Annotated in this window: 24 protein-coding genes; 18 read left to right on the forward strand and 6 right to left on the reverse strand. The window is 66.8% G+C overall.

Going from position 1 to position 23808, the window contains the following annotated elements:
* Positions 1-38 precede the first annotated feature (38 nt).
* The 13 genes from EV560_RS15850 (at position 39) to rimO (ending at position 11588) form a co-directional block, all read left to right on the forward strand.
* On the forward strand, positions 39-353 hold the full coding sequence (locus EV560_RS15850; protein WP_131856725.1) for a 2Fe-2S iron-sulfur cluster-binding protein: 315 nt from the start codon (positions 39-41) through the stop codon (positions 351-353).
* Positions 353-712 carry a DUF2849 domain-containing protein gene (locus tag EV560_RS15855; protein ID WP_131856726.1) on the forward strand — a complete coding sequence of 120 codons (360 nt, stop codon included), beginning with the start codon at positions 353-355 and terminating at the stop codon, positions 710-712. The genes EV560_RS15850 and EV560_RS15855 overlap by 1 nt, the downstream gene beginning before the upstream one ends.
* Positions 713-714: 2 nt before the next feature.
* Positions 715-2385 carry a nitrite/sulfite reductase gene (locus tag EV560_RS15860; protein WP_131856727.1) on the forward strand — a complete coding sequence of 557 codons (1671 nt, stop codon included), beginning with the start codon at positions 715-717 and terminating at the stop codon, positions 2383-2385.
* The gene (locus EV560_RS15865; RefSeq protein ID WP_131856728.1) at positions 2372-2887 is read left to right on the forward strand and encodes a DUF934 domain-containing protein; all 516 of its coding nucleotides are present in this window, start codon (positions 2372-2374) and stop codon (positions 2885-2887) included. Before EV560_RS15860 ends, EV560_RS15865 begins: the two co-directional genes overlap by 14 nt.
* A 1-nt stretch (position 2888) precedes the next feature.
* Complete coding sequence (locus EV560_RS15870) at positions 2889-3131, forward strand: hypothetical protein (RefSeq protein WP_131856729.1); 243 nt, start codon at positions 2889-2891, stop codon at positions 3129-3131.
* Positions 3128-4588: a siroheme synthase CysG gene (cysG, locus tag EV560_RS15875; RefSeq protein WP_131856730.1), complete on the forward strand. Its 1461-nt coding sequence runs from the start codon at positions 3128-3130 to the stop codon at positions 4586-4588. Before EV560_RS15870 ends, cysG begins: the two co-directional genes overlap by 4 nt.
* A gap of 226 nt (positions 4589-4814) precedes the next feature.
* A complete protein-coding gene (locus EV560_RS15880; RefSeq protein ID WP_131856731.1) occupies positions 4815-5846 on the forward strand; it encodes a sulfate ABC transporter substrate-binding protein in 1032 nt (343 codons plus the stop codon).
* A gap of 6 nt (positions 5847-5852) precedes the next feature.
* Positions 5853-6716 carry a sulfate ABC transporter permease subunit CysT gene (gene cysT / locus EV560_RS15885; protein WP_131856732.1) on the forward strand — a complete coding sequence of 288 codons (864 nt, stop codon included), beginning with the start codon at positions 5853-5855 and terminating at the stop codon, positions 6714-6716.
* Positions 6709-7596: a sulfate ABC transporter permease subunit CysW gene (gene cysW / locus EV560_RS15890; RefSeq protein ID WP_131856733.1), complete on the forward strand. Its 888-nt coding sequence runs from the start codon at positions 6709-6711 to the stop codon at positions 7594-7596. Before cysT ends, cysW begins: the two co-directional genes overlap by 8 nt.
* A gap of 13 nt (positions 7597-7609) precedes the next feature.
* The gene (locus EV560_RS15895; RefSeq protein ID WP_131856734.1) at positions 7610-8656 is read left to right on the forward strand and encodes a sulfate/molybdate ABC transporter ATP-binding protein; all 1047 of its coding nucleotides are present in this window, start codon (positions 7610-7612) and stop codon (positions 8654-8656) included.
* A gap of 68 nt (positions 8657-8724) precedes the next feature.
* The gene (locus EV560_RS15900) at positions 8725-9162 is read left to right on the forward strand and encodes an OsmC family protein (RefSeq protein WP_131856793.1); all 438 of its coding nucleotides are present in this window, start codon (positions 8725-8727) and stop codon (positions 9160-9162) included.
* On the forward strand, positions 9159-10022 hold the full coding sequence (locus EV560_RS15905) for a sulfurtransferase (protein ID WP_131856735.1): 864 nt from the start codon (positions 9159-9161) through the stop codon (positions 10020-10022). Before EV560_RS15900 ends, EV560_RS15905 begins: the two co-directional genes overlap by 4 nt.
* Positions 10023-10268: 246 nt before the next feature.
* Positions 10269-11588 carry a 30S ribosomal protein S12 methylthiotransferase RimO gene (rimO, locus tag EV560_RS15910; RefSeq protein ID WP_131856736.1) on the forward strand — a complete coding sequence of 440 codons (1320 nt, stop codon included), beginning with the start codon at positions 10269-10271 and terminating at the stop codon, positions 11586-11588.
* A gap of 105 nt (positions 11589-11693) precedes the next feature.
* On the opposite strand, the gene EV560_RS15915 is transcribed toward rimO, so the two are convergent.
* The 3 genes from EV560_RS15915 to EV560_RS15925 form a co-directional block, all read right to left on the reverse strand.
* A complete protein-coding gene (locus tag EV560_RS15915) occupies positions 11694-12032 on the reverse strand; it encodes a hypothetical protein (protein WP_131856737.1) in 339 nt (112 codons plus the stop codon).
* A 96-nt stretch (positions 12033-12128) separates the two neighbouring features.
* Positions 12129-13193, reverse strand: a complete 1065-nt coding sequence (locus EV560_RS15920) for a hypothetical protein (protein WP_131856738.1) — start codon at positions 13191-13193, stop codon at positions 12129-12131.
* A gap of 84 nt (positions 13194-13277) precedes the next feature.
* On the reverse strand, positions 13278-14252 hold the full coding sequence (locus tag EV560_RS15925) for a quinone oxidoreductase family protein (RefSeq protein ID WP_131856739.1): 975 nt from the start codon (positions 14250-14252) through the stop codon (positions 13278-13280).
* A gap of 185 nt (positions 14253-14437) precedes the next feature.
* Here EV560_RS15925 and EV560_RS15930 point away from each other — a divergent pair, with 185 nt between their 5' ends.
* Positions 14438-15610, forward strand: a complete 1173-nt coding sequence (locus tag EV560_RS15930; protein ID WP_131856740.1) for a UbiH/UbiF family hydroxylase — start codon at positions 14438-14440, stop codon at positions 15608-15610.
* A 135-nt stretch (positions 15611-15745) separates the two neighbouring features.
* Here EV560_RS15930 and EV560_RS15935 read toward each other — a convergent pair whose 3' ends face one another.
* Both EV560_RS15935 and EV560_RS15940 read right to left on the reverse strand, forming a co-directional pair.
* A complete protein-coding gene (locus tag EV560_RS15935) occupies positions 15746-16897 on the reverse strand; it encodes a CaiB/BaiF CoA transferase family protein (protein ID WP_131856741.1) in 1152 nt (383 codons plus the stop codon).
* 40 nt (positions 16898-16937) lie between these two features.
* Positions 16938-17906 carry an AEC family transporter gene (locus tag EV560_RS15940; RefSeq protein WP_131856742.1) on the reverse strand — a complete coding sequence of 323 codons (969 nt, stop codon included), beginning with the start codon at positions 17904-17906 and terminating at the stop codon, positions 16938-16940.
* A gap of 272 nt (positions 17907-18178) precedes the next feature.
* Between EV560_RS15940 and EV560_RS15945 the strand changes: the two genes are divergently transcribed.
* Both EV560_RS15945 and hspQ read left to right on the forward strand, forming a co-directional pair.
* Complete coding sequence (locus EV560_RS15945; RefSeq protein ID WP_131856794.1) at positions 18179-19222, forward strand: HpcH/HpaI aldolase/citrate lyase family protein; 1044 nt, start codon at positions 18179-18181, stop codon at positions 19220-19222.
* A gap of 125 nt (positions 19223-19347) precedes the next feature.
* Entirely contained in the window at positions 19348-19677 is a 330-nt protein-coding gene (gene hspQ / locus EV560_RS15950) for a heat shock protein HspQ (protein ID WP_131856743.1), read from the forward strand.
* A 114-nt stretch (positions 19678-19791) separates the two neighbouring features.
* Here hspQ and EV560_RS15955 read toward each other — a convergent pair whose 3' ends face one another.
* Complete coding sequence (locus EV560_RS15955; RefSeq protein ID WP_131856744.1) at positions 19792-20577, reverse strand: invasion associated locus B family protein; 786 nt, start codon at positions 20575-20577, stop codon at positions 19792-19794.
* 240 nt (positions 20578-20817) lie between these two features.
* Here EV560_RS15955 and EV560_RS15960 point away from each other — a divergent pair, with 240 nt between their 5' ends.
* Both EV560_RS15960 and EV560_RS15965 read left to right on the forward strand, forming a co-directional pair.
* On the forward strand, positions 20818-22671 hold the full coding sequence (locus EV560_RS15960) for an extracellular solute-binding protein (protein WP_248312062.1): 1854 nt from the start codon (positions 20818-20820) through the stop codon (positions 22669-22671).
* 9 nt (positions 22672-22680) lie between these two features.
* Positions 22681-23697 (forward strand): AMP-binding protein, encoded by a 1017-nt coding sequence (locus EV560_RS15965; protein WP_131856745.1) that lies wholly within the window; start codon positions 22681-22683, stop codon positions 23695-23697.
* The last annotated feature ends 111 nt before the right edge of the window (positions 23698-23808 follow it).

A 23808-nucleotide genomic window follows, 5' to 3' on the forward strand; every position in this document is an offset into this window, starting at 1 on the left:
TGAAGTGTTCGGAAGAACGAACGAGGCGAGCGGAGCAGGTGGCCATTCTGAACGTCATCGACCGGCAGGGCCGGCCCCATGCGCTTGAAGCCGTCGAGGGCTGGCGCGTCATGGAGATCCTGCGCGATTACCGCGTTGGGATCGAGGGCGTCTGCGGCGGTTCCTGCGATTGCGCCACCTGCCATGTCATCGTCGCGCCCGACTGGGCGAAGCGGCTGCCCGAGGCGCGCGCGGACGAGATCGATGCGCTCGACACGCTGCCGCTGATCGAGCCGACCTCGCGCCTCTCCTGCCAGCTGATCTGGTCCGACGATCTCGACGGGCTCACCCTCACTCTCGCGGAGGCCGCTTGATGGCTGCTGCTCCCAAGCGCCCGGCCCTGCCGGCGATCCTGCTCGCCAACGACCTGCTCGACGGCGATATCGTTTTCGCGACCGCCGGAGCCGAAGGCGCCCTGATCTGGACGCGCGATCCGGCGCATGCGCTGGTGGCGAATGACGACAAGGCGGCCGAGCAGCTCGAAGCCTATGCCGCCAACCAGCTCGCCACCAACCATGTGGTCGATGCCTATCTGGTCGATGTCGCGATCGAGGCCGGCCAGCCGGTGCCGCGGCATTATCGCGAACGCATGAAGACGCTCGGACCGAGCAACCGCCCCGATCTCGGCAAGCAGGCCGGCGAGGGTATCGAACGCGCCGAGCAAGGGGCCTGACGATGTATCGTTACGACGAATTCGATGAACGCTTCGTGCGCGAGCGCGTGGCGCAGTTCCGCGACCAGGTCGCGCGCCGGCTCGACGGCTCGCTGACCGAGGACGAGTTCAAGCCGCTGCGGCTGAAGAACGGCGTCTATCTCCAGCTCCACGCCTATATGCTGCGCATCGCCGTGCCCTATGGCACGCTGAATTCGCGGCAGCTGCGCCAGCTCGCGCTGATCGGCGAGAAATACGACCGCGGCTACGGCCATTTCACCACGCGCACCAATCTCCAGTACAACTGGCCGAAGCTGCGCGACATTCCGGACATTCTCGACCTGCTCGCCGATGTCGAGATGCATTGCATCCAGACCTCCGGCAATTGCATCCGCAACGTCACGGCCGACCATTTTGCCGGCGTCGCGCAGGACGAGATCGAGGATCCGCGCCCGACCGCGGAGCTGATCCGGCAATGGTCGAGCCTGCATCCGGAATTCAGCTACCTGCCGCGCAAGTTCAAGATCGCCGTGACCGGCGCCGAGCATGACCGCGCCGTGATCAAGGCCCACGATATCGGGCTGCGCTTGCGCCGGCATCCCGACACGCACGAGATCTGCTTCGAGGTCAGCGTCGGCGGCGGGCTCGGCCGCACGCCGATGATCGGCAAGGTCGTGCGCGACTATCTGCCCAAGGCCGACCTGCTCGCCTATCTCGAGGCGGTCATGCGGGTCTACAATCTCGAAGGCCGGCGCGACAACAAGTACAAGGCGCGCGTCAAGATCCTCGTCCACGAGATCGGCGTCGAGGAATTCACCCGCCGTGTCGAGGAGGAATTCGCCCGGCTCGACGGCCCCTCGGTCAATGCCGATCCGGCCGAGGTCGCGCGCATCGCCGCCTATTTCGCCCCGCCCTCCTACGAGGTGTTGCCGGAAACCAGCCGCGTGCTGGAAGCGACCAAGGCCGCCAACCCGGCTTTTGCGCGCTGGGTCGAGACCAACACGACGCCGCACAAGGCTCCGGGCTATACCGCGCTGACGATCTCCCTGAAGCCGATCGGCGAGGCGCCGGGCGATGCGACTTCGGAGCAGATGCGGCTCGTCGCCGATCTCGCGGAGCAGTATTCGCATGACGAGCTGCGCGTCACCCATGCCCAGAACCTCGTGCTGCCGCACCTGCGCCAGCGCGATCTCTTCACGATCTGGCAGAAGCTCGGCGAGGCCGGGCTGGCCAGCGCCAATATCGGCCTGATCACCGACATCATCGCCTGCCCCGGCCTGGATTATTGCGCGCTGGCGACGGCGCGCTCGATCCCGATCGCACAGGCGATCCAGCGCCGCTTCGCCGATGACGAGCGCCAGCGCCTGATCGGCGAGCTCAACATCAAGATCTCCGGCTGCATCAACGCCTGCGGCCACCATCATATCGGCCATATCGGCATTCTCGGCCTCGAGAAGCGCGGCATCGAATCCTACCAGATCACGCTTGGCGGCGAGGCGACCGAGAACGCCACGATCGGCGAGATTCTCGGCCCTGGCCTGGCGGCCGAGGACGTGCCGGACGCGATCGGCCGCATCGTCGACGTCTACCTGGCCGAGCGCCAGGGCAATGAGAGCTTCATCGAGAGCGTGCGCCGGCTCGGGCTCGCCCCGTTCAAGGCTGCCTTCCAGGAGGTTGCGAATGCTGTTGCTTGATAAGAGCGGCGCCAAGGCCGATGTCTGGACGCGCAGCGAAGGCGCGGCGATCGACAATATCTCGCATGCGCTCGTCGCCTGGGAGGCGCTGCCGGAAGCGCTTCAGCAGAAATCGCGCGACCAGCGCCTCGGCGTGATCGTTCCGAACAATGTCAGCATCGCCGAGCTCAAGCTGGTGCTGCGGCAATTGTCTCTGGTCGCAGTCAGCTTTCCTTCCTTCTCGGACGGGCGTGGCTTCAGCCTGGCCAAGCTGATCCGCAATCACGGCTTCACCGGCACCCTCCGCGCGTCAGGCCCGCTGATCGCTGACCAGTTCGCCTATGCCATCTCCTGCGGCTTCGACGAGATCGAGCTGCCCGATGCCAGTGCCGGCCGCCAGCCGGTCGAGCAGTGGCTCAAGGCCGTCGCGCAGATCAGCCATGGCTACCAGCGCGGCTATGGCGACAACCGCAACATCCTCGACCAGCGCCGCGCGGCGCGGGCCGCCGGCGGGGCCGTGTGACATGGCCCTCGCCTCGCCAGGCAAGGGCTTTCAGGGGCGCCATCCGGCGCTCGACAATGATGAGGAGGAGAGCATGAGCCACGACGTGATGCGCACGATCCCTCCCCGCGCCTTTGAGCGCTGGTTCGATCTTTGCTTTCGCCTTATCATCCTGGCGCTTGCCGGTTTCTGGCTGCTGATGCCGCCGGCCGGCGTCTCGCAGCGCCCGGCGGATGATGTGAAGGCAGCAGTAGCGACCCGATGACGGATAGAGAGCCCGAAGCCACCAACGCAAGCCGTATCGAGCGGCTTGCGACCCTCCCGCTGTTCCACAAGCTGGACGGGCGCAAGGTCGTGCTGGCGGGGACGGGCGAAGGCGCTCTTTGGAAGGCGGAGCTTCTCGCAGCTGCGGGCGCCGATCTCCTCATCCTTGCCGGTCATGCCGGCGCCTTGTTCAAGCCGCTCGCCGCCGATTCGCTGGCGGGCACGGTGACCATCGCCGAACGCGGCTGGCAGCCGGCCGATTTCGCGGACGCGGCGATCGCGGTCGGCGATATCGATGGAGATGACGAGGCGCGCGCCTTCGCTGCTGCGGCGCGGCAGGCCGGCGTGCCGGTCAATGTCGTCGACAAGCCCGAATATTGCGATTTCGCCTTCGGCTCGGTGGTGAATCGTTCGCCGCTGGTCGTCGCGATCTCGACCGACGGGGCTTCGCCCGTCTTCGGCCAGACCATCCGCGCCAAGATCGAGGCGCTGCTGCCGGCCGGGCTCAAGGCCTGGGCGCAGGCCGCGAAGGACTGGCGTCCGGCCGTGCAGGCACGCGAGCTGCCCTTCGCCTTGCGCCGCGCCTTCTGGGAACGCTTCACCGACCGCGCCATGGCCGAGCCCGAGCGCCTGCCGACCGTCGAGGATGAGGGCGAACTCTTCGCCGCCCTGCGCCGGCTCGAAGGCGCGCATGACGGCACCGGCCGGGTCACGCTGGTCGGCGCCGGCCCGGGCGATCCGGACCTGCTGACGCTCAAGGCGATCCGTGCGCTGCAAAGCGCCGACATCATTCTCTATGACGATCTGGTCTCGACCGGGGTGCTGGAGTTCGCGCGGCGCGAGGCCAAGCGCATGCTGGTCGGCAAGACCGGCTATGGCCCCTCGGTCAAGCAGAGCGATATCAACGGCTTGATCGTCTCACTTGCGAATCAGGGCAAGCATGTCGTGCGCCTCAAGGGCGGCGATCCCGGCATTTTCGGCCGCGCGGGCGAGGAGATCGAAGCGTGCCAGGCGGCCGGGATTCCCGTCGCCATCGTGCCCGGCATCTCGGCGGCGCAGGGCGCGGCCGCTTCGCTCGGCCTGTCGCTGACGCATCGCGACCATGCCCGCCGGCTGCAATTCGTCACCGGGCATGCCCGCACGGGTGACCTGCCCGACGACCTGGACTGGCGGGCCATGGCCGATCCGCATGTGACGACCGTGGTCTATATGGCGCGCGCGACGCTCGCCGGCTTCCGCGACCGCGCGCTCGCCGCCGGGCTCGATCCGCAGACGCCTGCCATCGCGGTCCTGTCGGCGACACAGCCCGGCGAGCAGCACCTCCAGGCGACGATCGCAAGCCTGCCGGAGCGGCTCGGCGAGCTGCCGGCGAAGGGACCCCTTCTCGTCCTGATCGGACACGCGCTCGGCGCGGGTGCGACCAAGGCGCTCGACCTCAGGGATTTGCGCCGCGCCTGACAGGCGCTATTCTCACCTCACGCGCCGCGACCGAGGGGCCGGTGCAAATGGCCTGGAACGCCTTATAGAGAGAGGCGTTTTCTCCCGCAGGGCCCAAGTTTAGAACGGGCATGCTGCGTCGTGCCGTTGTGAAAATACCGCCAATTCAGTACGTTTCGTTTGTTATTCAGAACAATCATTTGCCTCTGCACATGCAGGCGCGCGATGATTTCGACGGAGCACTGACATGACGCGACAGCGCATTCGCCGTATTCTTGAAGCGGCCCTCATCCTCGGTGCCTTTTCGATCTGCTTCGGCATCGTCAGCGGTGCCCGCGCCCAGACCGAACTGCTCAACGTCTCCTATGATCCGACGCGCGAACTCTATCGCGCCATCAACGCCGCCTTCATCGCCGACTGGCAGCAGAAGACCGGCCAGAAGATCACCATCCGCCAGTCGCATGGCGGCTCTGGCGCACAGGCCCGCACCGTGATTGATGGGCTCAATGCCGATGTGCTGACCCTCGCGCTTGCCGGCGATATCGACGCCGTCGCCGAGCGCTCGAAGAAACTGCCCGCGAACTGGCAGACGCGCCTGCCGCAGAACTCCTCGCCCTATACCTCGACGATCGTCTTCCTGGTGCGGAAGGGCAATCCGAAGGGCATCAAGGACTGGGGCGACTTGGTGAAGCCCGGCGTCCAGATCATCACGCCCAATCCGAAGACCTCCGGCGGGGCGCGCTGGAACTATCTCGCCGCCTGGGCCTGGGCCGACAAGGCCTACAACAAGGACGAGGCCAAGGTCCGCGACTATATCGCGACCGTGCTGAAGAACGTGCCGGTGCTCGACACCGGCGCGCGCGGCGCGACCACGACCTTCACCCAGCGCGGCATCGGTGACGTCTTCCTGTCCTGGGAGAACGAGGCCTTCCTGGCACTGGCCGAGTTCGGCGCCGACAAGTTCGATATCGTCGTGCCCTCGCTCTCGATCCTGGCCGAGCCGCCGGTGGCGCTGATCGACGCCAATGTCGACGCCAAGGGCACGCGCGCCGTAGCGCAGGCCTATCTCGAATTCCTCTACACCCCGGCGGCACAGGCGATCATCGCCAAGAATTTCTACCGGCCGCGCAATGTCGAGGCCGCAGCCAAGGAGGATCTGGCACGCTTTCCCAAGGTCGATCTGGTCACCATCGATGCGTTCGGCGGCTGGGCCAAGGCCCAGAAGGACCATTTCGCCGATGGCGGCAGCTTCGACCAGCTTTACAAGCCGGCGAGGTAGCACCGCGTGACGCTTGCGCTTCCCGCTGCCAGCAGCAGCTCCTCCTGGCGGCAGCCCAGCATCCTGCCGGGCTTCGGCCTGTCGCTGGGGATTACGATCAGCGCCCTGTCGCTGGTCGTGCTGATCCCGCTCGCCGCGCTCTTCCTCAAGGCGGCAAGCGCCGGCCCGGCCGATATCTGGGCGATCATCGCGTCGCCCCGCACGCAGGCGGCGCTTCGCCTCTCATTCGGGGCAGCCGCATTCTCGGCGATCGTCAATGCCATCTTCGGTCTGATCATCGCGTGGGTGCTGGTGCGATACCGTTTCCCGGGCCGGAGACTGCTCGACGCAGCGGTTGACCTCCCCTTCGCCCTGCCGACAGCGGTTGCCGGCATCTCGCTCGCGGCGATCTACGCGCCGAATGGCTGGATTGGCAGCCTGCTGGCGCCGTTCGACATCAAGGTCGCCTACACCCCGCTCGGTGTCATGGTCGCGCTGATCTTCATCGGCCTGCCCTTCGTGGTGCGCACGGTCCAGCCGGTGCTGGAGGAGGCCGATATCGAGACCGAGGAGGCTGCGGCGTTGCTCGGCGCCAGCCGGCTGCGCACGATCTTCCGCGTCATCCTGCCCGGCATCGTGCCGGCGCTGCTGACGGGGTTCGTGCTGGCCTTCGCGCGGGCGGTCGGTGAATACGGCTCGGTGATCTTCATCGCCGGCAATGTGCCGATGGTCTCCGAGATCGCGCCGCTGCTGATCGTGATCCGCCTCGAACAGTTCGACTATGCCGGCGCCTCGGTCGTGGCGATGATCATGCTGATCGTCTCCTTCAGCCTGATCCTGGCGATCAATGCGATCCAGGCCTGGAGCCGCGGGAGGCTCGGCCATGTCTGAGACGAGGCTGCACGAGGCCGGCCCGATCCCGGTCTACCGGACCGACAGGGCCTTGCGCGACAGCATCTGGATCAAGGCGCTGCTGCTGACGTTGGCGCTGACCTTCCTGGCGTTCTTCCTGTTCCTGCCGCTGGTCTCGGTCTTCGTCGAGGCCTCGCGCAAGGGCTATGAGGCCTTTGCCGAGGCGGTGACGGAGCCCGATGCACTGAGCGCGATCCGGCTGACGCTGCTCGTCGCCGCCATCGCGGTGCCGTTCAATGTCATCGTCGGCATCGCCGCGGCCTGGGCGATCGCAAAGTTCAATTTCCGCGGCAAGAGCCTGCTGATCAGCTTCATCGACCTGCCCTTCTCGGTCTCGCCGGTGATCTCGGGCCTGGTCTATGTCCTGCTCTTCGGCGCGCAGGGCTTCCTCGGCCCCTGGCTAAAGGCCAACGGCATAGAGATCATCTTCGCCCTGCCCGGGCTCGTGCTGGCGACGGTCTTCGTCACCTTCCCCTTCGTGGCGCGCGAGCTGATCCCGCATATGCAGGCGCTCGGCTCCAGCGACGAGGAGGCGGCACTGACGCTCGGCGCCTCGCCCTGGCGCACCTTCTTCACCATCACGCTGCCGAATGTGAAATGGAGCCTGTTCTACGGGGTCCTGCTCTGCAACGCCCGCGCCATGGGCGAATTCGGTGCCGTGACGGTGGTTTCAGGCCGGATCAGGGGCGTGACCACGACCATGCCGCTGCATGTCGAGATCCTCTACAACGAGTACAACAGCGTCGCCGCCTTTGCCGTCGCCTCGCTTCTGGCGGGTCTGGCGCTGGTGACTCTCACCCTCAAGACCTATCTCGAATGGCATTACGCGGACGCGATCGCCGCGACCAAGCGTCATTGACGGAGCATTCTCGATGTCAGTTGCGGTTACGGTCGAGTCGATTCAGAAGACCTTCGCCAATTTCGCGGCCCTGCGCGGCGTCTCGCTCGACGTCCAGCCGGGCGAGCTCGTCGCGCTGCTCGGCCCCTCCGGCTCAGGCAAGACCACGCTGCTGCGCCTTGTTGCCGGTCTGGAGCAGGCCGATGGCGGACGCGTGCTCTTCGACGAGACCGATACGCGCCAGCTGAGCCTGCGCGACCGGCGGATCGGCTTCGTTTTCCAGCATTACGCACTGTTCAAGCATATGAATGTGGCGTCCAACATCGCCTTCGGGCTCAAGGCGCGCCCACGCGCCGAGCGGCCGAGCCGGAGCGAGATCGATCAGCGCGTCTCCGATCTGATGGAGCTCGTGCAATTGAAGGGGCTGGAGCGGCGCTTCCCGGTGCAGCTTTCCGGCGGCCAGCGCCAGCGCGTCGCCTTGGCGCGGGCTCTGGCGATCGAGCCGCGCGTGCTCCTGCTCGACGAGCCCTTCGGCGCGCTCGACGCCAAGGTCCGCAAGGATCTGCGCAGCTGGCTGCGCGACCTGCACCGGCGCACCGGCCATACCACGCTCTTCGTCACCCATGACCAGGAGGAGGCGCTGGAGCTCGCCGACCGCGTCGCCATCCTGAACGAGGGACGGCTCGAGCAGGTCGGCTCGCCCGACGATGTCTACGATCACCCGGCGACCCCCTTCGTCTGCGAATTCCTCGGGGAGGCCAACAAGCTGCCGGTCAAGGTCGTCGGCAGCCAGGCCTTCTTCGGCGACCGGCCGGTGCTCGGCGGGCTGCAGCAGAATCAGGGCGGCCCGGCCTCGCTCTATGTCCGCCCGCAGCACCTGCGCATCGTCGACGAGGCGCCGCTCTCGCTGCCGGGCGTGGTCGAGGATCTGCGCCGCAACGGCGCCGTGCGCCGGGCCGAGGTCGCGGTGCAGGGCCTGGCCAAGCGGCTCGATGTCGACCTCGCGAGCCAGGTCGCGCCGGCACGCGGCGAACGGATCCGACTGCGCATCTCACATGGCAGCCTGTTCGCGGCGGCGTGACGCCGCCCCCTCGCCTCCCGGCTCGCAAGCCACTAAATCTCTCGTCGGTCGAGACGAAAGGAATCGTGATGAAGGCGCGCGCGCGTTGGGTTGAAGGCATGGCCTTCATGGGCGAGGCCGGCAGCGGCCATGCCGTGATGATGGACGGGGCGCCGGAATATGGCGGACGCAATATTGGCATCCGGCCAATGGAGATGCTGCTGATCGGCCTGGCGGGCTGCACCGGCTTCGATGTCGTCTCGATCCTGAAGAAGAGCCGCGAACAGGTCACCGGGTGCGAGGTCGAGGTCGAGGCCGAGCGCGCCACGGAAGACCCGAAGGTCTTCACCAAGATCCACCTCTCCTATCGCGTGACCGGGCGCGGCCTGTCCCATGCCAAGGCCGAACGGGCCGTCACATTGTCGAAGGAGAAATACTGCTCTGCTTCGATCATGCTCGGCGCGACAGCCGAGATGAGCTACACGCTCGATGTCGTCGACGAACTCCAGCAGGTGGCCGCGGAATGAGCGAAACCCATTTCTCCGGACTGATCTCGCCCGAGGCGCTCGAGAAGCGGCTCGGTGACAGCAATCTCGTCATCCTCGACATCCGCTCCTCGGTCGATGGCGGCGGCAAGGCGGCCTATGAGGCCGGCCATGTGCCCGGCGCCGTCCACACGAATTACGTGGCCGATGGCTGGCGCGCCAAGGTCGGCGCGGCGCCCGGCATGCTGCCGCCGCTCGACAGGCTGTCCGAGCTGGTCGGCAGCCTCGGCATCAAGCCGCATGACGACGTCGTCATCGTACCGGCCGGCATCAGCGCCACTGATTTCGCCGCGGCCGCCCGCGTCTACTGGACGCTGAAGCTGATCGGCCATGGCCAGCAGGCGATCCTCGATGGCGGCTTCAAGGCCTGGAGCGCCGATCCCAAGCGCTCGGTCGAAAGCGGTTCGGCCCAGCCGAAGCCGGCAGGGCCCTATCCGGTCGTGGTCAAGCAGAACCTGCGCAGCACCAGCGACGCGACGCTCGTCGCCTCGCGCAGCAAGCTTGCGACGCTCGTCGACGCCCGCTCGGCCAGCTATTTCGACGGCAAGGAGAAGGCAGCCGAGGCGACCCGTGCCGGCCATATCCCGGGTGCGATCTCGCGCGACTATGCCGAGGCCTTCGACCTCTCGACCGGGCGGCTGAAACCCGTCGGCGACCTCAACACGCTGTTCAACGCGGTGCCGAAGGGGCCGGCGATCTCCTATTGCAATACCGGCCACACCGCCTCGCTGAACTGGTTCGTGCTGTCGGAGGTGCTCGGGCGCGACGAGGTTTCGCTCTATGATGGCTCGATGACCGACTGGACCCAGGACCCGGAGAGGCCGGTGGCGACTGCCGGGTAGCCAAAGGCGGGCCAGGCCTCGCCATCATTGCGAATACCGGGTCTTGCCTTCGGCAAGCCCGAGTTCCGCGAAGCAATCAAGTGACGGCTGCGCTCTGCGTCCACCTGGATTGCTTCGTCGCTTCGTTCATCGGAATGACGATCTGCCCGGCCGGATTTGCCAAATCGGCCGAAAAGGATCAAAGAGGCGCGCAACGCGCCGGCCTTGCCGCGCCTCTCCCTTTTTCAAAGTCCGAGTTTGCCGCCGATGAATGCCGTCGCGCCGAAGATTTCTTTCGTGTCCCTGGGCTGCCCCAAGGCGCTGGTGGATTCCGAGCGGATTATCACCTCGCTGCGCTCTGAGGGCTACGAGCTCAGCAAGAGCCATGCGGGTGCCGATCTCGTCATCGTCAACACCTGCGGCTTCCTCGACAGCGCCAAGGCGGAGTCGCTGGAGGCGATCGGCTCGGCCATGGCCGAGAACGGCAAGGTCATCGTCACCGGCTGCATGGGCGCCGAGCCGGAGCAGATCCGCGACGTCTTCCCGAACGTTCTCGCGATCACCGGGCCGCAGGCCTATGAGAGCGTGGTCTCGGCCGTGCACCAGGCGGTGCCGCCCAAGCACGATCCCTTCGTCGATCTCGTGCCGGACCAGGGCGTCAAGCTGACCCCGCGCCACTACGCCTATCTCAAGATTTCAGAGGGTTGCAACAATCGCTGCAGCTTCTGCATCATCCCGAAGCTGCGCGGCGACCTGGTCTCGCGGCCGATCGGCGATGTGCTGCGCGAGGCCGAGAAGCTGGTCAAGGCCGGCGTCAAGGAACTGCTGGTGATCTCGCAGGACACCAGCGCCTATGGGCTCGACATCAAGTACAGCCCCTCGATGTGGAAGGATCGCGAGATCCGCACCCGCTTCTTCGAGCTGGCGCGCGAGCTCGGCCAGATGGGCGTCTGGGTGCGCCTGCATTATGTCTACCCCTACCCACATGTCGACGAGGTCATCCCGCTGATGCAGGAGGGGCTCGTGCTGCCCTATCTCGACATCCCGTTCCAGCATGCCGCGCCGAATGTGCTGAAGGCGATGAAGCGTCCGGCCCATCAGGACCGCACGCTCGACCGCATCCGCAAATGGCGCGAGATCTGCCCGGACCTCGCCATCCGCTCGACCTTCATCGTCGGCTTCCCCGGCGAGACCGAGGAGGATGTCGATTTCCTGATCGAATGGCTGAAGGAAGCCAGGCTCGAGCGCGTCGGTTGCTTCAAATACGAGCCGGTCAAGGGCGCGCCCGCCAATGATCTCGGCCTGCCGCTCATCCCCGAGGAGGAGAAGGAGGCGCGTTGGCACCGCTTCATGAAGGCGCAGGCCGAGATTTCCGCCCGCATCGTCAAGGGCCGGGTCGGCAAGCGCATTCCGGTGATCATCGACGAGGCCGGTCCGACCGTGGCCAAGGGCCGCTCGAAATGGGATGCGCCGGAGATCGACGGCAATGTCTATGTCGCGAGCCGTAGGCCGCTGCGCGCCGGCGATATCGTCACCGTGAAGATCGAGCGGGCCGATGCCTATGATCTGCACGGCGTCGCGGTCTGACGCTTAGAGCATTTTCGAGCGAAGTGGATACCGGTTCGCGTGAAGAAAATGCGTCAAAACAACTAGATAGAGAATTTTCGCGATTCGAAGAAACGCGGAAATGCTCTAGCGCGTCTCGCAGACATAGCGGACGACCTGTCCGGCGCGGTTGCGGATCATGAGATATTCGCCGCCCGAGCAGCTCTCGTTGAGACGGGCAAGTTCCACCGGCGGGCGACGGTTCGGAGGCGGCCGCTCGTTGCAGGTGCTGCGGGCGGCGCAATTCGCGTCGGGGCGCAGCAATTCCCGGGCGCGGGACAGGCGGGCCCGCTCGTGATCCCGCAGGCGCAGCGCGACGACCGAGTTGCCGCCACCGCCATTGCCACCGGCGGATTGCGCCATGGCGACGGTGGAGATCGTCAGCGAGGCCAGGATCAGGCCGGTGATCCGAATTGTGCAGCCCATGACATGTCTCCGAATGGCGATCAGCAGTTGCTGACCACCATTCGTCGCGGCGACGTCAGACCGGGTTCAAAACAGAAGCAGAGAAATCTTTCGGGCTCAGGCCGGCTGCCGTCTCGGCCCCGGCATCAGGCGGCGGCCGAGCCACCAGCCGAGCCGCTGTGAGAACATCGCCAGAGCCAGGGCCCAGCCCAGCAGGGCAAGGAGCCAGCTTGCCGCGGTCAGGCTAAGGCTGCCGAGCACAAGGGCCGAGCGGCCGAGCAGCGTGAGGATGGCACGGGTCTTCGAGCCGGCCGTGCTGCTGAGTTTGGCAGCCCGGCCGATATCGCCGGCATCCTCGGCGACATTCAGGACCTGGCGCAGGCCGCGCTGGCCGGTTCTGGCATAGAGTGCGCCCGTGTCCTGCCCGAGCGCGGCGAAGCGCTTCATCGCGGCCGGGCGGATGAGATTGGCACTCGCCATGCGGGCGCCGGCGAGATCGAGCCGCGCGGCGGCGGCGAGGCTCGCATTCAATGCCGGTCGGTCGATGGCACTGGCGGCGGTGCGGGCAAGGCCCACGGTCAAGCCTGGCGAGAGCTTGCCCGCCTTGCTCGCCGATTTGACGATGCTGAGGCCGCCGCGTGCCGGCAATCCGCCGCCGAGGCTGACCCAGGTCGCGGCACTGAGCACGAGCCCGGCGCCGGCCAGCGCCAGCACGGTCTGGTCCGGCGTCTCGCCGCGGACGAGTTTCTGCCCCTCATGAGCAAGGTCGCGCAGATCACCAAAGCCGATCAGATCGCCGGTGAGCGCCCCGGCAAAGCCGGCACCGCTGACGCGCTCGCCGGCGAAGAAGCCATAGCCGAAATCCTGGACGGCGCGGCTGAGCGCCTCGTCCTTCAGCGTGTCGAGGCGCTGGCGCAGCTCGGGCGCGATGCTGATGCCGCGCTCCTCCGCCAGATCGACGAAGCTTTCGGCCAGCTCGGAATCACCAGCTGCAATAGCGAGATCGATCTCCGAGGCGATGCGCTCAGGCGTCGCCACGCCGCGGAGCCGAATTTGCGACAACGCCGCCGGATCATCGGCGGCGGCGTGCAACTGCCAGCTTTGCCAGCCATTGGGAGCGATATAGGCGCCCGCGCCGGCCAATCCCGGCACGAGCACAAGCGCCAGCAACACCCGCTTCATATTCGCCCAGCCGCCCTTTCCGCCGCATCGTCAGCGGCGGTCTAGCAGATAATCTGGGCGATATTGGCGCGGCGGCCTCGCTCTCTAGGGGAGCAGGACGGTCGATCCCGTCGTGCCGCGGCTTTCGAGCGCGCGATGCGCGTCGGCCGCATCCTTCAGCGCGAAGGTGGCGTTGACCGGCACCGTGACCTTGCCGGATGCGACGGTGTCGAACAGGTTCTTCGCCATCGCGACCATGGTCCCGTGCTTGGCCGTATGCGTGTTCAGCGTCGGGCGGGTGACATAGAGCGAGCCCTTCGCGGCCAAGATGCCGAGATTGAACGCCTCGACCGCGCCGGAGGCATTGCCGAAGCTCGCGAGCAGGCCGAAAGGCTTCAGCGAGTCGAGCGAGGCCATGAACGTGTCCTTGCCGACGCCGTCATAGACCACGTCGCACATCGCGCCGCCGGTGATCTCCTTGACCCGCGCCGCGACATTCTCGTCGCGGTAGAGGATGACATGGTCGCAGCCATTGGCCTTGGCGAGCTCGGCCTTGTCCTTCGAGCCGACGGTGCCGATCACGGTCGCGCCCAGTGCCTTGCCCCATTGGCTGAGGATCAGGCCGGTGGCGCCGGCGGCGGCATGGACGAGGATCGTGTCGCCCTGCTTCACCTTGTAGGTGCGGTGCAGCAGGTATTCGGCGGTCAGACCCTTCAGCATCATGCTGGCGGCGGCCTCGTAGGAGATCGCGGGCGACAGCGCCACCGTGTCGGCGACCGGCACGATGCGCTCCTCGGCATAGGCGCCGTGCGCCGAGACGACGGCGACGCGGTCGCCGACCTTGAACTCGGTGACGCCAGGGCCGACCGCGAGCACGTCGCCGGCCGATTCATTGCCGAGCACCAGCGGCAGACGCGGCGCAGGGTAGAGGCCCGAGCGGAAATAGGTATCGATGAAGTTGAGGCCGACGGCGCGGTTCTTGATCAGGAGCTGGCCCGGGCCCGGCGCCGGCAGCGTGATCTCCTCGAACTGCAGAACCTCGGGTCCACCGTTCTTATGAATCTGGATGGCCTTGACCATGACATGAACTCCCTGACGTGATGGCCCGGACCATAGGGATTAGGCTTGGCCCAGCGCAATGGCCGAAATGCCGACATGACCAGCGTTGCACGCCCGGGGGATTTGCAAATCCGCATGATCGCTCCGGAGGCAGATGCGGCGATCTCGTTCTGGCCAAGCGCCTGTCCTTCGGCTAGCCAAGGGGCATGAGCGCTCATCAGCAGGATCAGGTGGATATCGCGATCGTCGGCGCCGGCGCCGTCGGCCTTGCGGCGGCGCTCGCCTTCGCCGCCGATGGCTGGCGCGTGGCGCTGTTCGGCAAGCCGACCGCGCCGCGCGACGGGCGCACCGTCGCGTTGCTCGACGCCTCCTGGCGCTTCCTCGACGGGCTCGGCTTGTTGCCAGCGCTGGAGGAGAAAGCCGCACCGCTCGCGGTGATGCGGCTCGTCGACGATACCGGCAGCCTGTTCCGGCAGCCACCGGTCGAGTTCATGGCATCCGAGCTCGGGCTCGAGGCGTTCGGCTGGAATATCGAGAATGTCGAGCTGGTCGGTGCGATGGCCGCGATCGTGCAGGCGAATCCGGCGATCCGCATCCTGCCGCATTTCGTCTCGGAGCTCGAGGCGAGCGATGAGGCTGTGACTCTGACCGGCGATGGTTTCGAGCCGCTACGCGCGCGGCTCGTGGTCGGCGCCGACGGACGACAATCACGCGTCCGCGCTGCCGCCGGCATCCAGGCGCGCGACTGGACCTACCCGCAAATGGCGCTGACGGCGATCATGTCGCATCGCCGCGAGCATCGTGACAGCTCGACCGAGTTCCATACCCGCTCCGGCCCCTGCACTCTGGTGCCCCTGCCCGGCCGGCGCTCGTCGCTGGTCTGGCTGCTCGAGCCCGGCGAAGCGGCGCGCGTGGCAGAGCTCGACGATGCCGCCTTCGCCGCCCGCGTCGAACGGCAGGTTCACTCGCTGCTTGGCGCCATGACTGTCGAGGGGCCGCGCGGAAAAGTGCCGATGAGCGGGCTGTCGGTCGAGCATTTTGGCGCGGGACGCATGGCGCTGATCGGCGAGGCGGCGCATGTCTTTCCGCCGATCGGCGCGCAAGGTCTCAATCTCGGACTGCGCGATGTCGCAGCGCTGCGGCGCTCGCTCGGCGGCGCCTCCGACCCCGGCTTCGAGGCCGTCATCGCGGCCTATGACAAGAGCCGCCAGACAGATGTGCGGCTGCGCACCGGCGCGGTCGACGCGCTCAATCGCACCTTGCTGACCGATCTGCTGCCGGCCGACCTGTTGCGCGGCGCTGGATTGCTGGCGCTGTCGCGGATGGGGCCGTTGCGGCGGCTCGTCATGCGACAGGGGCTGGCCGGCGGGTTGAGCTGAACCGCAGGGCGGAGCGAGGCTCTCTTTCCCTTCTTCTTCCCTTCTCCCCTTGGGGGAGAAGGGAGCAGCGCGAAGCGCTGACGGATGAGGGAGGAGCGACCGGGCGAGCCGGTGGGCCCATCGCCCGTCCCTCCCTCATCCGTCTCGGCTGCGCCGAGCCACCTTCTCCCCCGAGGGGAGAAGGAGATTCTGATCCGCCCCGCTCGCCGGCACCTGCTTCAACCCCTCGCCCTTCTCCCTGAACACCGGCGCCAGCGGCAGCGGCGTCGAGACCAGCCTGCGTCCGCCCGGTTCCTCGGCCTGGGCGTCGAGCGCACCGCGGGCGGTCAGGTGCGGATCGGCCAGGGCCTCTTCCAGGCTGCGCACCACCGTGCAGCAGCAATCGCGCGGCTCGAGATGGTCACGCCAATAGGCGGCCGATTGCGCGGCGATCAGGGCCGCCACGGCGGCTCTCGTCGTCTCCGGCGCCACGCGATCGTCACGCAAGGCGGGAGCGAGGTCGATCGCCTCGCAAAAGCCCTCCCAGAATTTCTGCTCCAGGGCGCCGACCGCGAGAAACCAGCCATCCGAGGTGGCGTAGAGCCCGTAGCGCGGGCTCGCGCCGGTGAGCAACCCCTCGCCGCCCTCGGGATAGCGGCCGGTCGCCTGGCCTTGCGCGAGCCCGTACCAAGCGAAGGTCGGCATCGCGTCGGCCATGGCGATATCGAGATGGCAGCCCTCGCCGCGGCGCTCGCGCTGGCGCAGCGCCAGCAGGATGTTGAGCGCGGCGGGCATGGCGCCGCCGCCGATATCGGCGACGAGCGCAGGCGGCAGTGGCGGCGGCGCGCCACGCTTCAGTGATTGGCTGAGCAGCCCGCCGATCGCCTGGTAGTTGATGTCGTGCCCGGCCTCCTGCGCGCGCGGGCCGGATTGGCCGTAGCCGCTGATCGAGCAATAGATCAGGCGCGGGTTGAGCGCCTTCAGCGCCTCGTAGCCGAAGCCGAGCCGCTCCATCACGCCCGGCCGGAACTGCTCGATCAGGATATCGGCGCGCTCAATCAGCGGCGTCAGGCGGGCCAATGCGTCGGGAGCTTTCAGATCGATCTCGATGCTCCGCTTGCCGCGGTTGAGCACGGCGAAGGGCGCCGAGGTCTCGCCGAAGCGCGGCGGGAAGCGCCGAAGGTCCTCGCCGCCGGGCCGTTCGACACGCACGACCTGCGCCCCGGCCTCGGCCAGGAACAGGCTGGCGAGCGGTCCCGGCAGCAGGGTCGAGAAATCGAGCACGAAGAGATCGTCGAGCGGCAGCATCGCTGTCCCGGAGATGGGCAGGCCGCACGCAGGGCGGCCATCAGGGGAAGAGGTCGGCGGCCATCCTGCCCGTTCTGATCAGCCACAGGAAGCCCGTCAGCGTCACCATGGAGACCAGCGTGCCGACGAGGATACAGGCCGAGGCACGTTCGATGCCGACCTTGTACTGCGTCGAGATCACGAAAATGTTCAGGGCCGGCGGCAGCGCCGCCATGATCACCGCCGCGTAGATCCAGGGCGCGGCGAAGCCGCCGAAAGCCGAAAGCAGCAGCCAGACCAGGAGCGGATGCAGGACGAGCTTGATCAGGACCAGCGCCGGAACCTCGCCCGGCATCGATTTCATCGGCCTGAGCGCCACGGTGACGCCGAGCAGGAACAGCGCGCAGGGGGCGGCCGCCTGCGAGAGCCAGAGCGTCATCTGGTCGATCGCGACCGGCAGCTTGAGCTGGGTATAGGCGGCGAAGACGCCGACCATCGTCGCGAGGTTGAACGGATGGGTCAGCACGCCCCAGACGACCTCGCCCGCGGTCGCAGCGAGGCTCTTCTTGCCGACACCGGCGAGCGCCATCAGGAAGGGCACGAGCGAGAACAGCAGCAGGCTGTCGAAGACGAAGATCAGCACCACCGGCGCGCTCGCCTCCGGCCCGAGCGCGGCCAGGATCAGCGGCGGGCCCATATAGCCGATATTGGAATAGGCGCCGGCGACGGCCTGCATCACCGATTGCGGCATCTCGCGCGTGTAGCGCCAGCCGACCGCGAAGGAGAGCGCGAAGGCGCAGAAGGTCGAGAGCGTCGTCGTGCCAATATAGGCCCAGTTGGCGAGTTCACTAAGATGCTTGTCGCTGATCAACCGATAGAACAGGCAGGGCAGCGCGACATAGATCAGGAAATACTGCATCCAGGCGAGGCCCGCCTCCGGCAGCTTCTTGTAACGGCCGGCCGCGAAGCCGAGCAGGATCAGGCCGAAGAAGGGCGCGACCAGATTGAAGAGATTGGCAAGTTCGGCCATGCGGTGGATGCGACCTCGGGCGGGCGATGGCCGCCCAATGCAGCCGGTGACTTGGCGATTCCGCGCGGTTTAGCGGCTCCGCGCCGCCAGGCAAGGCCGCTCAAGGCATGGGCGCCTCACCATTTCGGATAGAATGCCTAGGATAAATCTCCCAGGCCATTATTCCCAGGCATCCTGTCCTATTGACACAGGCAGATGCGAAAGGAGCAATGGACGGCGCCACGCCGCTCCGGCACAGTCGCTGCGTTGCAGCATGGAGTGCGCCGATGACGGTGAAGACGCCGCGCCAGTTCTTCCGCCCGCTCGCCATCGGCGCGCCGGAACCGTGGCGCGAGCTGCCCTCGAGGCTGGAGCGGATGATCCATTTCGTGCCGCCGCATATCGAGAAGGTGCGCGCCAAGGTAGGCGAGCTCACCGGCCAGGTCGATATCGTGCTCGGCAATCTCGAGGATGCCATTCCGGTCGAGGCCAAGCAGGCGGCGCGCGACGGTTTCATCGCCATGGCCAAGGCTGTCGATTACGGCGCGACCGGCCTCTGGACCCGGCTCAATGCATTGAACTCGCCCTGGTTCCTCGACGATATCGGCGCGATCATGGCCGAGATCGGCGGCAAGCTCGATGTCGTGATGGTGCCCAAGGTCGAGGGTCCCTGGGATATCCACTATGTCGACCAGTTGCTCGCGCAGTACGAGGCGCGGCATCAGCTGCCCAAGCCGATCCTGATCCACGCCATCCTGGAAACCGCCGAGGGCGTGAAGAATGTCGAGGCGATCGCCACCGCCTCCCCACGCATGCACGGGATGAGCCTGGGGCCCGCCGACCTCGCCGCCTCGCGCGCGATGAAGACGACCCGGGTCGGCGGCGGTCACCCGGACTACAAGGTGATCGCCGACCCCTCCCCCGATGGCGGCCCGCGCGCGGTGGCACAGCAGGATCTCTGGCATTACACGCTGGCGAAGATGGTCGACGCCTGCGCCGCGGCCGGGATCAAGCCGTTCTACGGGCCGTTCGGCGATTTCGCCGATGCGGCCGCCTGCGAGGTGCAGTTCCGCAATGCCTTCCTGCTCGGCTGCGCCGGAGCCTGGACCCTGCATCCTTCGCAGATCGAGATCGCCAAGCGTGTCTTCAGCCCCGACCCGGACGAGGTGGTCTTCGCGCGGCGCATTCTCGAGGCGATGCCGGACGGCTCGGGCGCCGTGATGATCGACGGCAAGATGCAGGACGACGCCACCTGGAAGCAGGCCAAGGTGATCGTCGATCTCGCGAGGCAGGTCGCGGCGCGCGACCCGGCACTGGCCGAACGCTACGGATTGTGAACAGCAATCCCGGCGCAAGCCATTGATCTTGACGTATTTGCGACGCAATCCTACCGCATGCGCGAAGTGGGCGGCGTTGCCCGTGGGTCCGAGGGCCTGCGGCCTGAGGAAGATCGAAACGGACAATGGAAGCACGTTCGGCCAAGTTCCGAATCGGCCAGGTGGTGAAGCATCGCGTCTACCCGTTCCGGGGCGTGATCTTCGACGTTGACCCCGTCTTCTCCAATACGGAGGAGTGGTGGCTGGCGATTCCTGAGCATCTGCGCCCGGCGAAGGACCAGCCCTTCTATCATCTCTTCGCCGAGAACGAGGAGACGGAATATGTCGCCTATGTTTCCGAGCAGAACCTGGTGATCGACGAATCCGGCCAGCCGATCAGGCACCCGCAGGCCAAGGAATATTTCCGGCGCGACCGCAAGGGCCGCTACATGCTCGACCGGGCCGGGTTGAACTGACTTCTCAGATCAGGCGGTCTCGGCAAGCGTCACGACAGACGCCTCCGATCTCCCAAAAACAAAAGGCCGGTCCTCGCGGACCGGCCTTTGTTCTGTAAGCGGACCAAGCCGCGATCAGGGCTTCGGCGGGATGGCGGGAGCACCCGGAGCCGGGGCGGCGCCCGGAGCAGGCATGGCGCCCGGAGCGGCATTGGCGCCGGAGCCACCAAGGCGCTGACGCAGCTCTTCCTGACGCTTGGCGAGCTCGTCCTGCAGCTGCTTCTGCTGCTCTTCCAGGACCTTCGGGTCGATCGGCGCGCCGTCGAAGCCCTTGGCGAAGTCGGCGAGCGGGATCTGGAAGGAGACCTCGCGGGCGCCCTGGTTCTGGACGCTCACGTTGAGGTTGGTGCCCTTCTTCATGGCGTTGATAAAGTCGTCCTTGATCTGCGACTCGGCGAAGCAGCCATTCGGGAAGCAGATCGCGTAGCGGCCCGAGACCGGCTGCGCATTGTCGACGCCGAAGCGGATGCCGGGGGTCAGCAGCAGGCCGAGCGGCATCAGGAAGCGCACGATCTTGTTGGGGTCGCCCTTGACGTCATAGATCGCGACCGCGAGCACCGGCTGGCCCTGATCGGAGACGAAGTCGCGGGTGGTGTAGCAGATTTCCTTGTTCGCGGCCTGATCCTTGCCGCAAACCTTGGTCCAGTTGGTCTGCGACGGTTCGGGCTTGACCTGGACGACGGTCGGGCCGGCCTGCTGGCCCTGGCCGGCTGGCGGCTGCGCGGGCTGCTGGGCCGGCTGCTGCGCCGGACGCTGGGCGGGGCGCTGCTGCTGAGCGAACGCGGCGACGGGGCTGAGGCCGAGCGCGGCGCTCAGGACAAGGCCGATGGCGCGGCGAGACGAGCTGAACGAAGCGGACATACCTTTTTCCTTATCAGGCGAATTCGATAACACGACTTCGCAAGCCGCGCGCATCATCGTCGACGACCCAACCATCTTTGGGGCCGGCCTTCATGGGGCCGTGCACTTCCGCTGCGATTGAGGCGTTTGAATGACGCCTTGGTTGCGTTTAGCGAGTTCTGCTGCAGGTTTCCAGCCCGAACAGCGTGCATGACTGCTGCCAAGCCGTGTTATTCTTTTCTACGGGAATCAGGTCAGGCAATGGGTTCATTTCGTGCGTCTTCCGTAGGCATGGGCGCCGCGGCCAGGCAAATCTTCGCTCTCTTCGCACTCGCTCTGGTGGCGAGCGTCGGCGCGCGCGCCGAATCGCCGCTGCCCGATCACGCGATCGCGATGCATGGCGAACCAGCCCTGCCGCGCGGATTCAGCCATTTGCCCTATGCCGATCCTGCCGCGCCGAAGGGTGGGCGCATCACCTTCGCCATCCAGGGCACTTTCGACAGCCTCAATCCGCTGGTCGTGCTCGGCGTCGCGCCCGATGCGGTGCCGCGCTATGTGCAGCAGAGCCTGCTCTTCCGCTCGGCCGACGAGCCCTTCACCGCCTATGGGCTGCTCGCCAGCAAGGTCGAGCTCAACGACGAACGCACGAAGCTCGCCTTCGAGATCGACCCGCGTGCGCGATTCTCGGACGGGACACCGGTCACCTCCGAGGACGTGCTCTTCACCTTCGAGATGCTGAAGAGCAAGGGCAAGCCGTTCCATCGCTCCAGCCTCGGGCGCGTCACCAAGGCGAGCGCCCCCTCCCCGACCCGGGTCGAATTCGAGCTCGGCGACGGCTCGAACCGTGAATTGCCGCTGGTGATCGGCGCCATGCCGATTTTCGCCAAGCACGCGACCAATGCCGAGACCTTCGGCGAGACGAGCTTCAAGCCGGCCCTCGGGTCCGGCCCCTACAGTGTCAGCGAGGTCAAGCCGGGCGAGGCGATCATTCTGAAGCGCCGCGGCGATTTCTGGGCCGAGGACCATCCGCTCAGCCGCGGCCTCTTCAATGCCGACGAGATCCGCTACGAGTTTTATCGCGACGCCAATACGCTGTTCGAGGCGTTCAAGGCCGGGCTCTATGATGTCAGGCTCGAAGGCGATCCGACGCGCTGGATGACCGGCTACGACATCCCGGCCGTGCGCGACGGCCGCATCGTCAAGGAGACGCTGCATTTCGACACGCCGAAGGGCATGACTGGCTTCGTCTTCAACACCCGCCGCCCGGTCTTCGGCGATATCAGGGTGCGCGAGGCGTTGGGCATGCTGTTCGATTTCGAATGGGCCAACCGCAACCTGTTCTACGGGATCTATCGCCGCGCCGGCAGCTTCTTCTCCGATTCCGACCTCTCGGCGCTCGGAGTGCCCGCCGATGCCCGCGAGAAGGCACTGCTCGCCGCCTTTCCCGGTTCGGTGCGCGACGATGTCCTTCAGGGAACCTGGCAGCCAACGACGACCGACGGCTCCGGCCGTGACCGCGAGCAGGCGCGTAAGGCCTTCGATCTCCTGAAGAGCGCGGGCTACGAGATGCGCGATGGCGTGCTGCGCAACAAAGCGACCGGCGAGGCGCTCAGCTTCGAGATCACCGTCACCAGCCGGCCGCAGGAGCGGCTGGCGCTGAACTATGCCAAGTCGCTGGAGCGGCTCGGCATCGTCGTCACCGTCCGGATGATCGACGACGTGCAATATTGGCGCCGGCTCTCGGCCTTCGACTTCGACATGATCCAGTGGACCTGGCCGGCCTCGGCCTCGCCCGGCAACGAGCAGGTGGGCCGCTGGGATTCGAGCAATGCCGAGCGTAGGGGCTCGCTCAACTATGCCGGTGTGAAGTCGCCGGCGGTCGATGCGGTGCTGAAGACGATGCTGTCGGCGCGCGAGCGCGAGGATTTCGTCGCCTCGGTCAGGGCGCTCGACCGGCTGCTGATCTCCGGCTTCTATGTCGTGCCGCTGTATTATTTGCCCGACACCTGGCTGGCGCGCTCGCGCGATGTCGTGATGCCGTCGCATAAGCCGGCTTACTTCCTGTCCAACGAAGTGCTGGCGCGGTCTCCGTCACCGCCGGCTCCGGCGAATTGAAGGCTGCCGATGCGGGCCGACCAGGACGAAGCCGCCACCCTGCTCGACGGGCTCGATCTCGACACCTTGCTGAAGGCGCTGGTCCGCGGCCGCGGCTACGAGGCGGCGCTGCGCGATCCGCCGGGTCGGCGCAGCTGGAGCGACGAGCAGCCTCATTCGCTCAGCTTCGGCGCGCTCGACCAGCGCATCGAGCGGCTCGCCGGGCTGCTGGCGACCAACCGGGCGCAGGCCGGGGCGAGCGTCGCGATCATGGCGCCGCTCGGGCCGGAGGCGGTGATTTCGGTGCTGGCCTGCCTGCGGGCCGGACTCTCGCCGCTAATGCTGCCGCTGCACGGCAACGAGCTGGAATTGCTGAGGCTGATCGAAGCCTCCGGCGCGGTGATGGCGCTCGGCATCGGCCGCGTCGGGCCGCTGCGGCCTTTGCTGATCCTGCGCAATCTGGCGATGCGTGCCTTCGGCACCCGTTTCGTCGGCGGCTTCGGCCACGATATTCCAGATGGCGTGGCCCCGCTCGACCAGCTGATGGCGAGCGGCGCAACGCATCCGCTGCCGCCACTTGTCGAGCGCCCGGCGCTCCAGGTCGCCGATGCGCGGACCTTGACGGGGCCGCAGACGATTTCCGAGCGCGAGCTGCTCGGCAAGGCGCTCGAAATCTCGCGCGTGCTGAAGCCGATGAGCTCGTCGCGGATCGTGACAACGATGGTCGGCGGCGATCTCGCGACGCTGGCCTCGGGGCCGGGCATGGCGATCCTGACCGGGGTCGAGCTGCTGCCGATGGGGCTGTTCAGTCTCGGCGACCTGCATGCCTGTCTCGAAGGCGGGCGCACCGCCCATCTCGTCGTGCCCGGCGCAATGGAACCGGCCCTGGCGCGCTCGAAGCTCGCAGGCCACAAGGCGCTCGCCAGCCTCGTCTTCGTGCAACGCCCGGGCGATACCCGCGCCTATCCGGCACTCGACCGGCCGGACCTCGCCATCGTCGACATCGCCGTGCGCTCGGCGGCCGAGGTCGAGGTGGTCAGGCGTTAGCCGTCATTGAGCGAAGCAATCCTGTATGTTGTGAGTTGCTCCGGGTCGTCCGGGGCCAGGCGGATGGGGCGCGTAAGCAATCCCGGCTCATCGCCGCCCTCTGGCTGGCGC

The sequence above is a fragment of the Allobosea sp. BK604 genome (genome assembly GCF_004341515.1).
Taxonomy (GTDB): Bacteria; Pseudomonadota; Alphaproteobacteria; order Rhizobiales; family Beijerinckiaceae; genus Allobosea.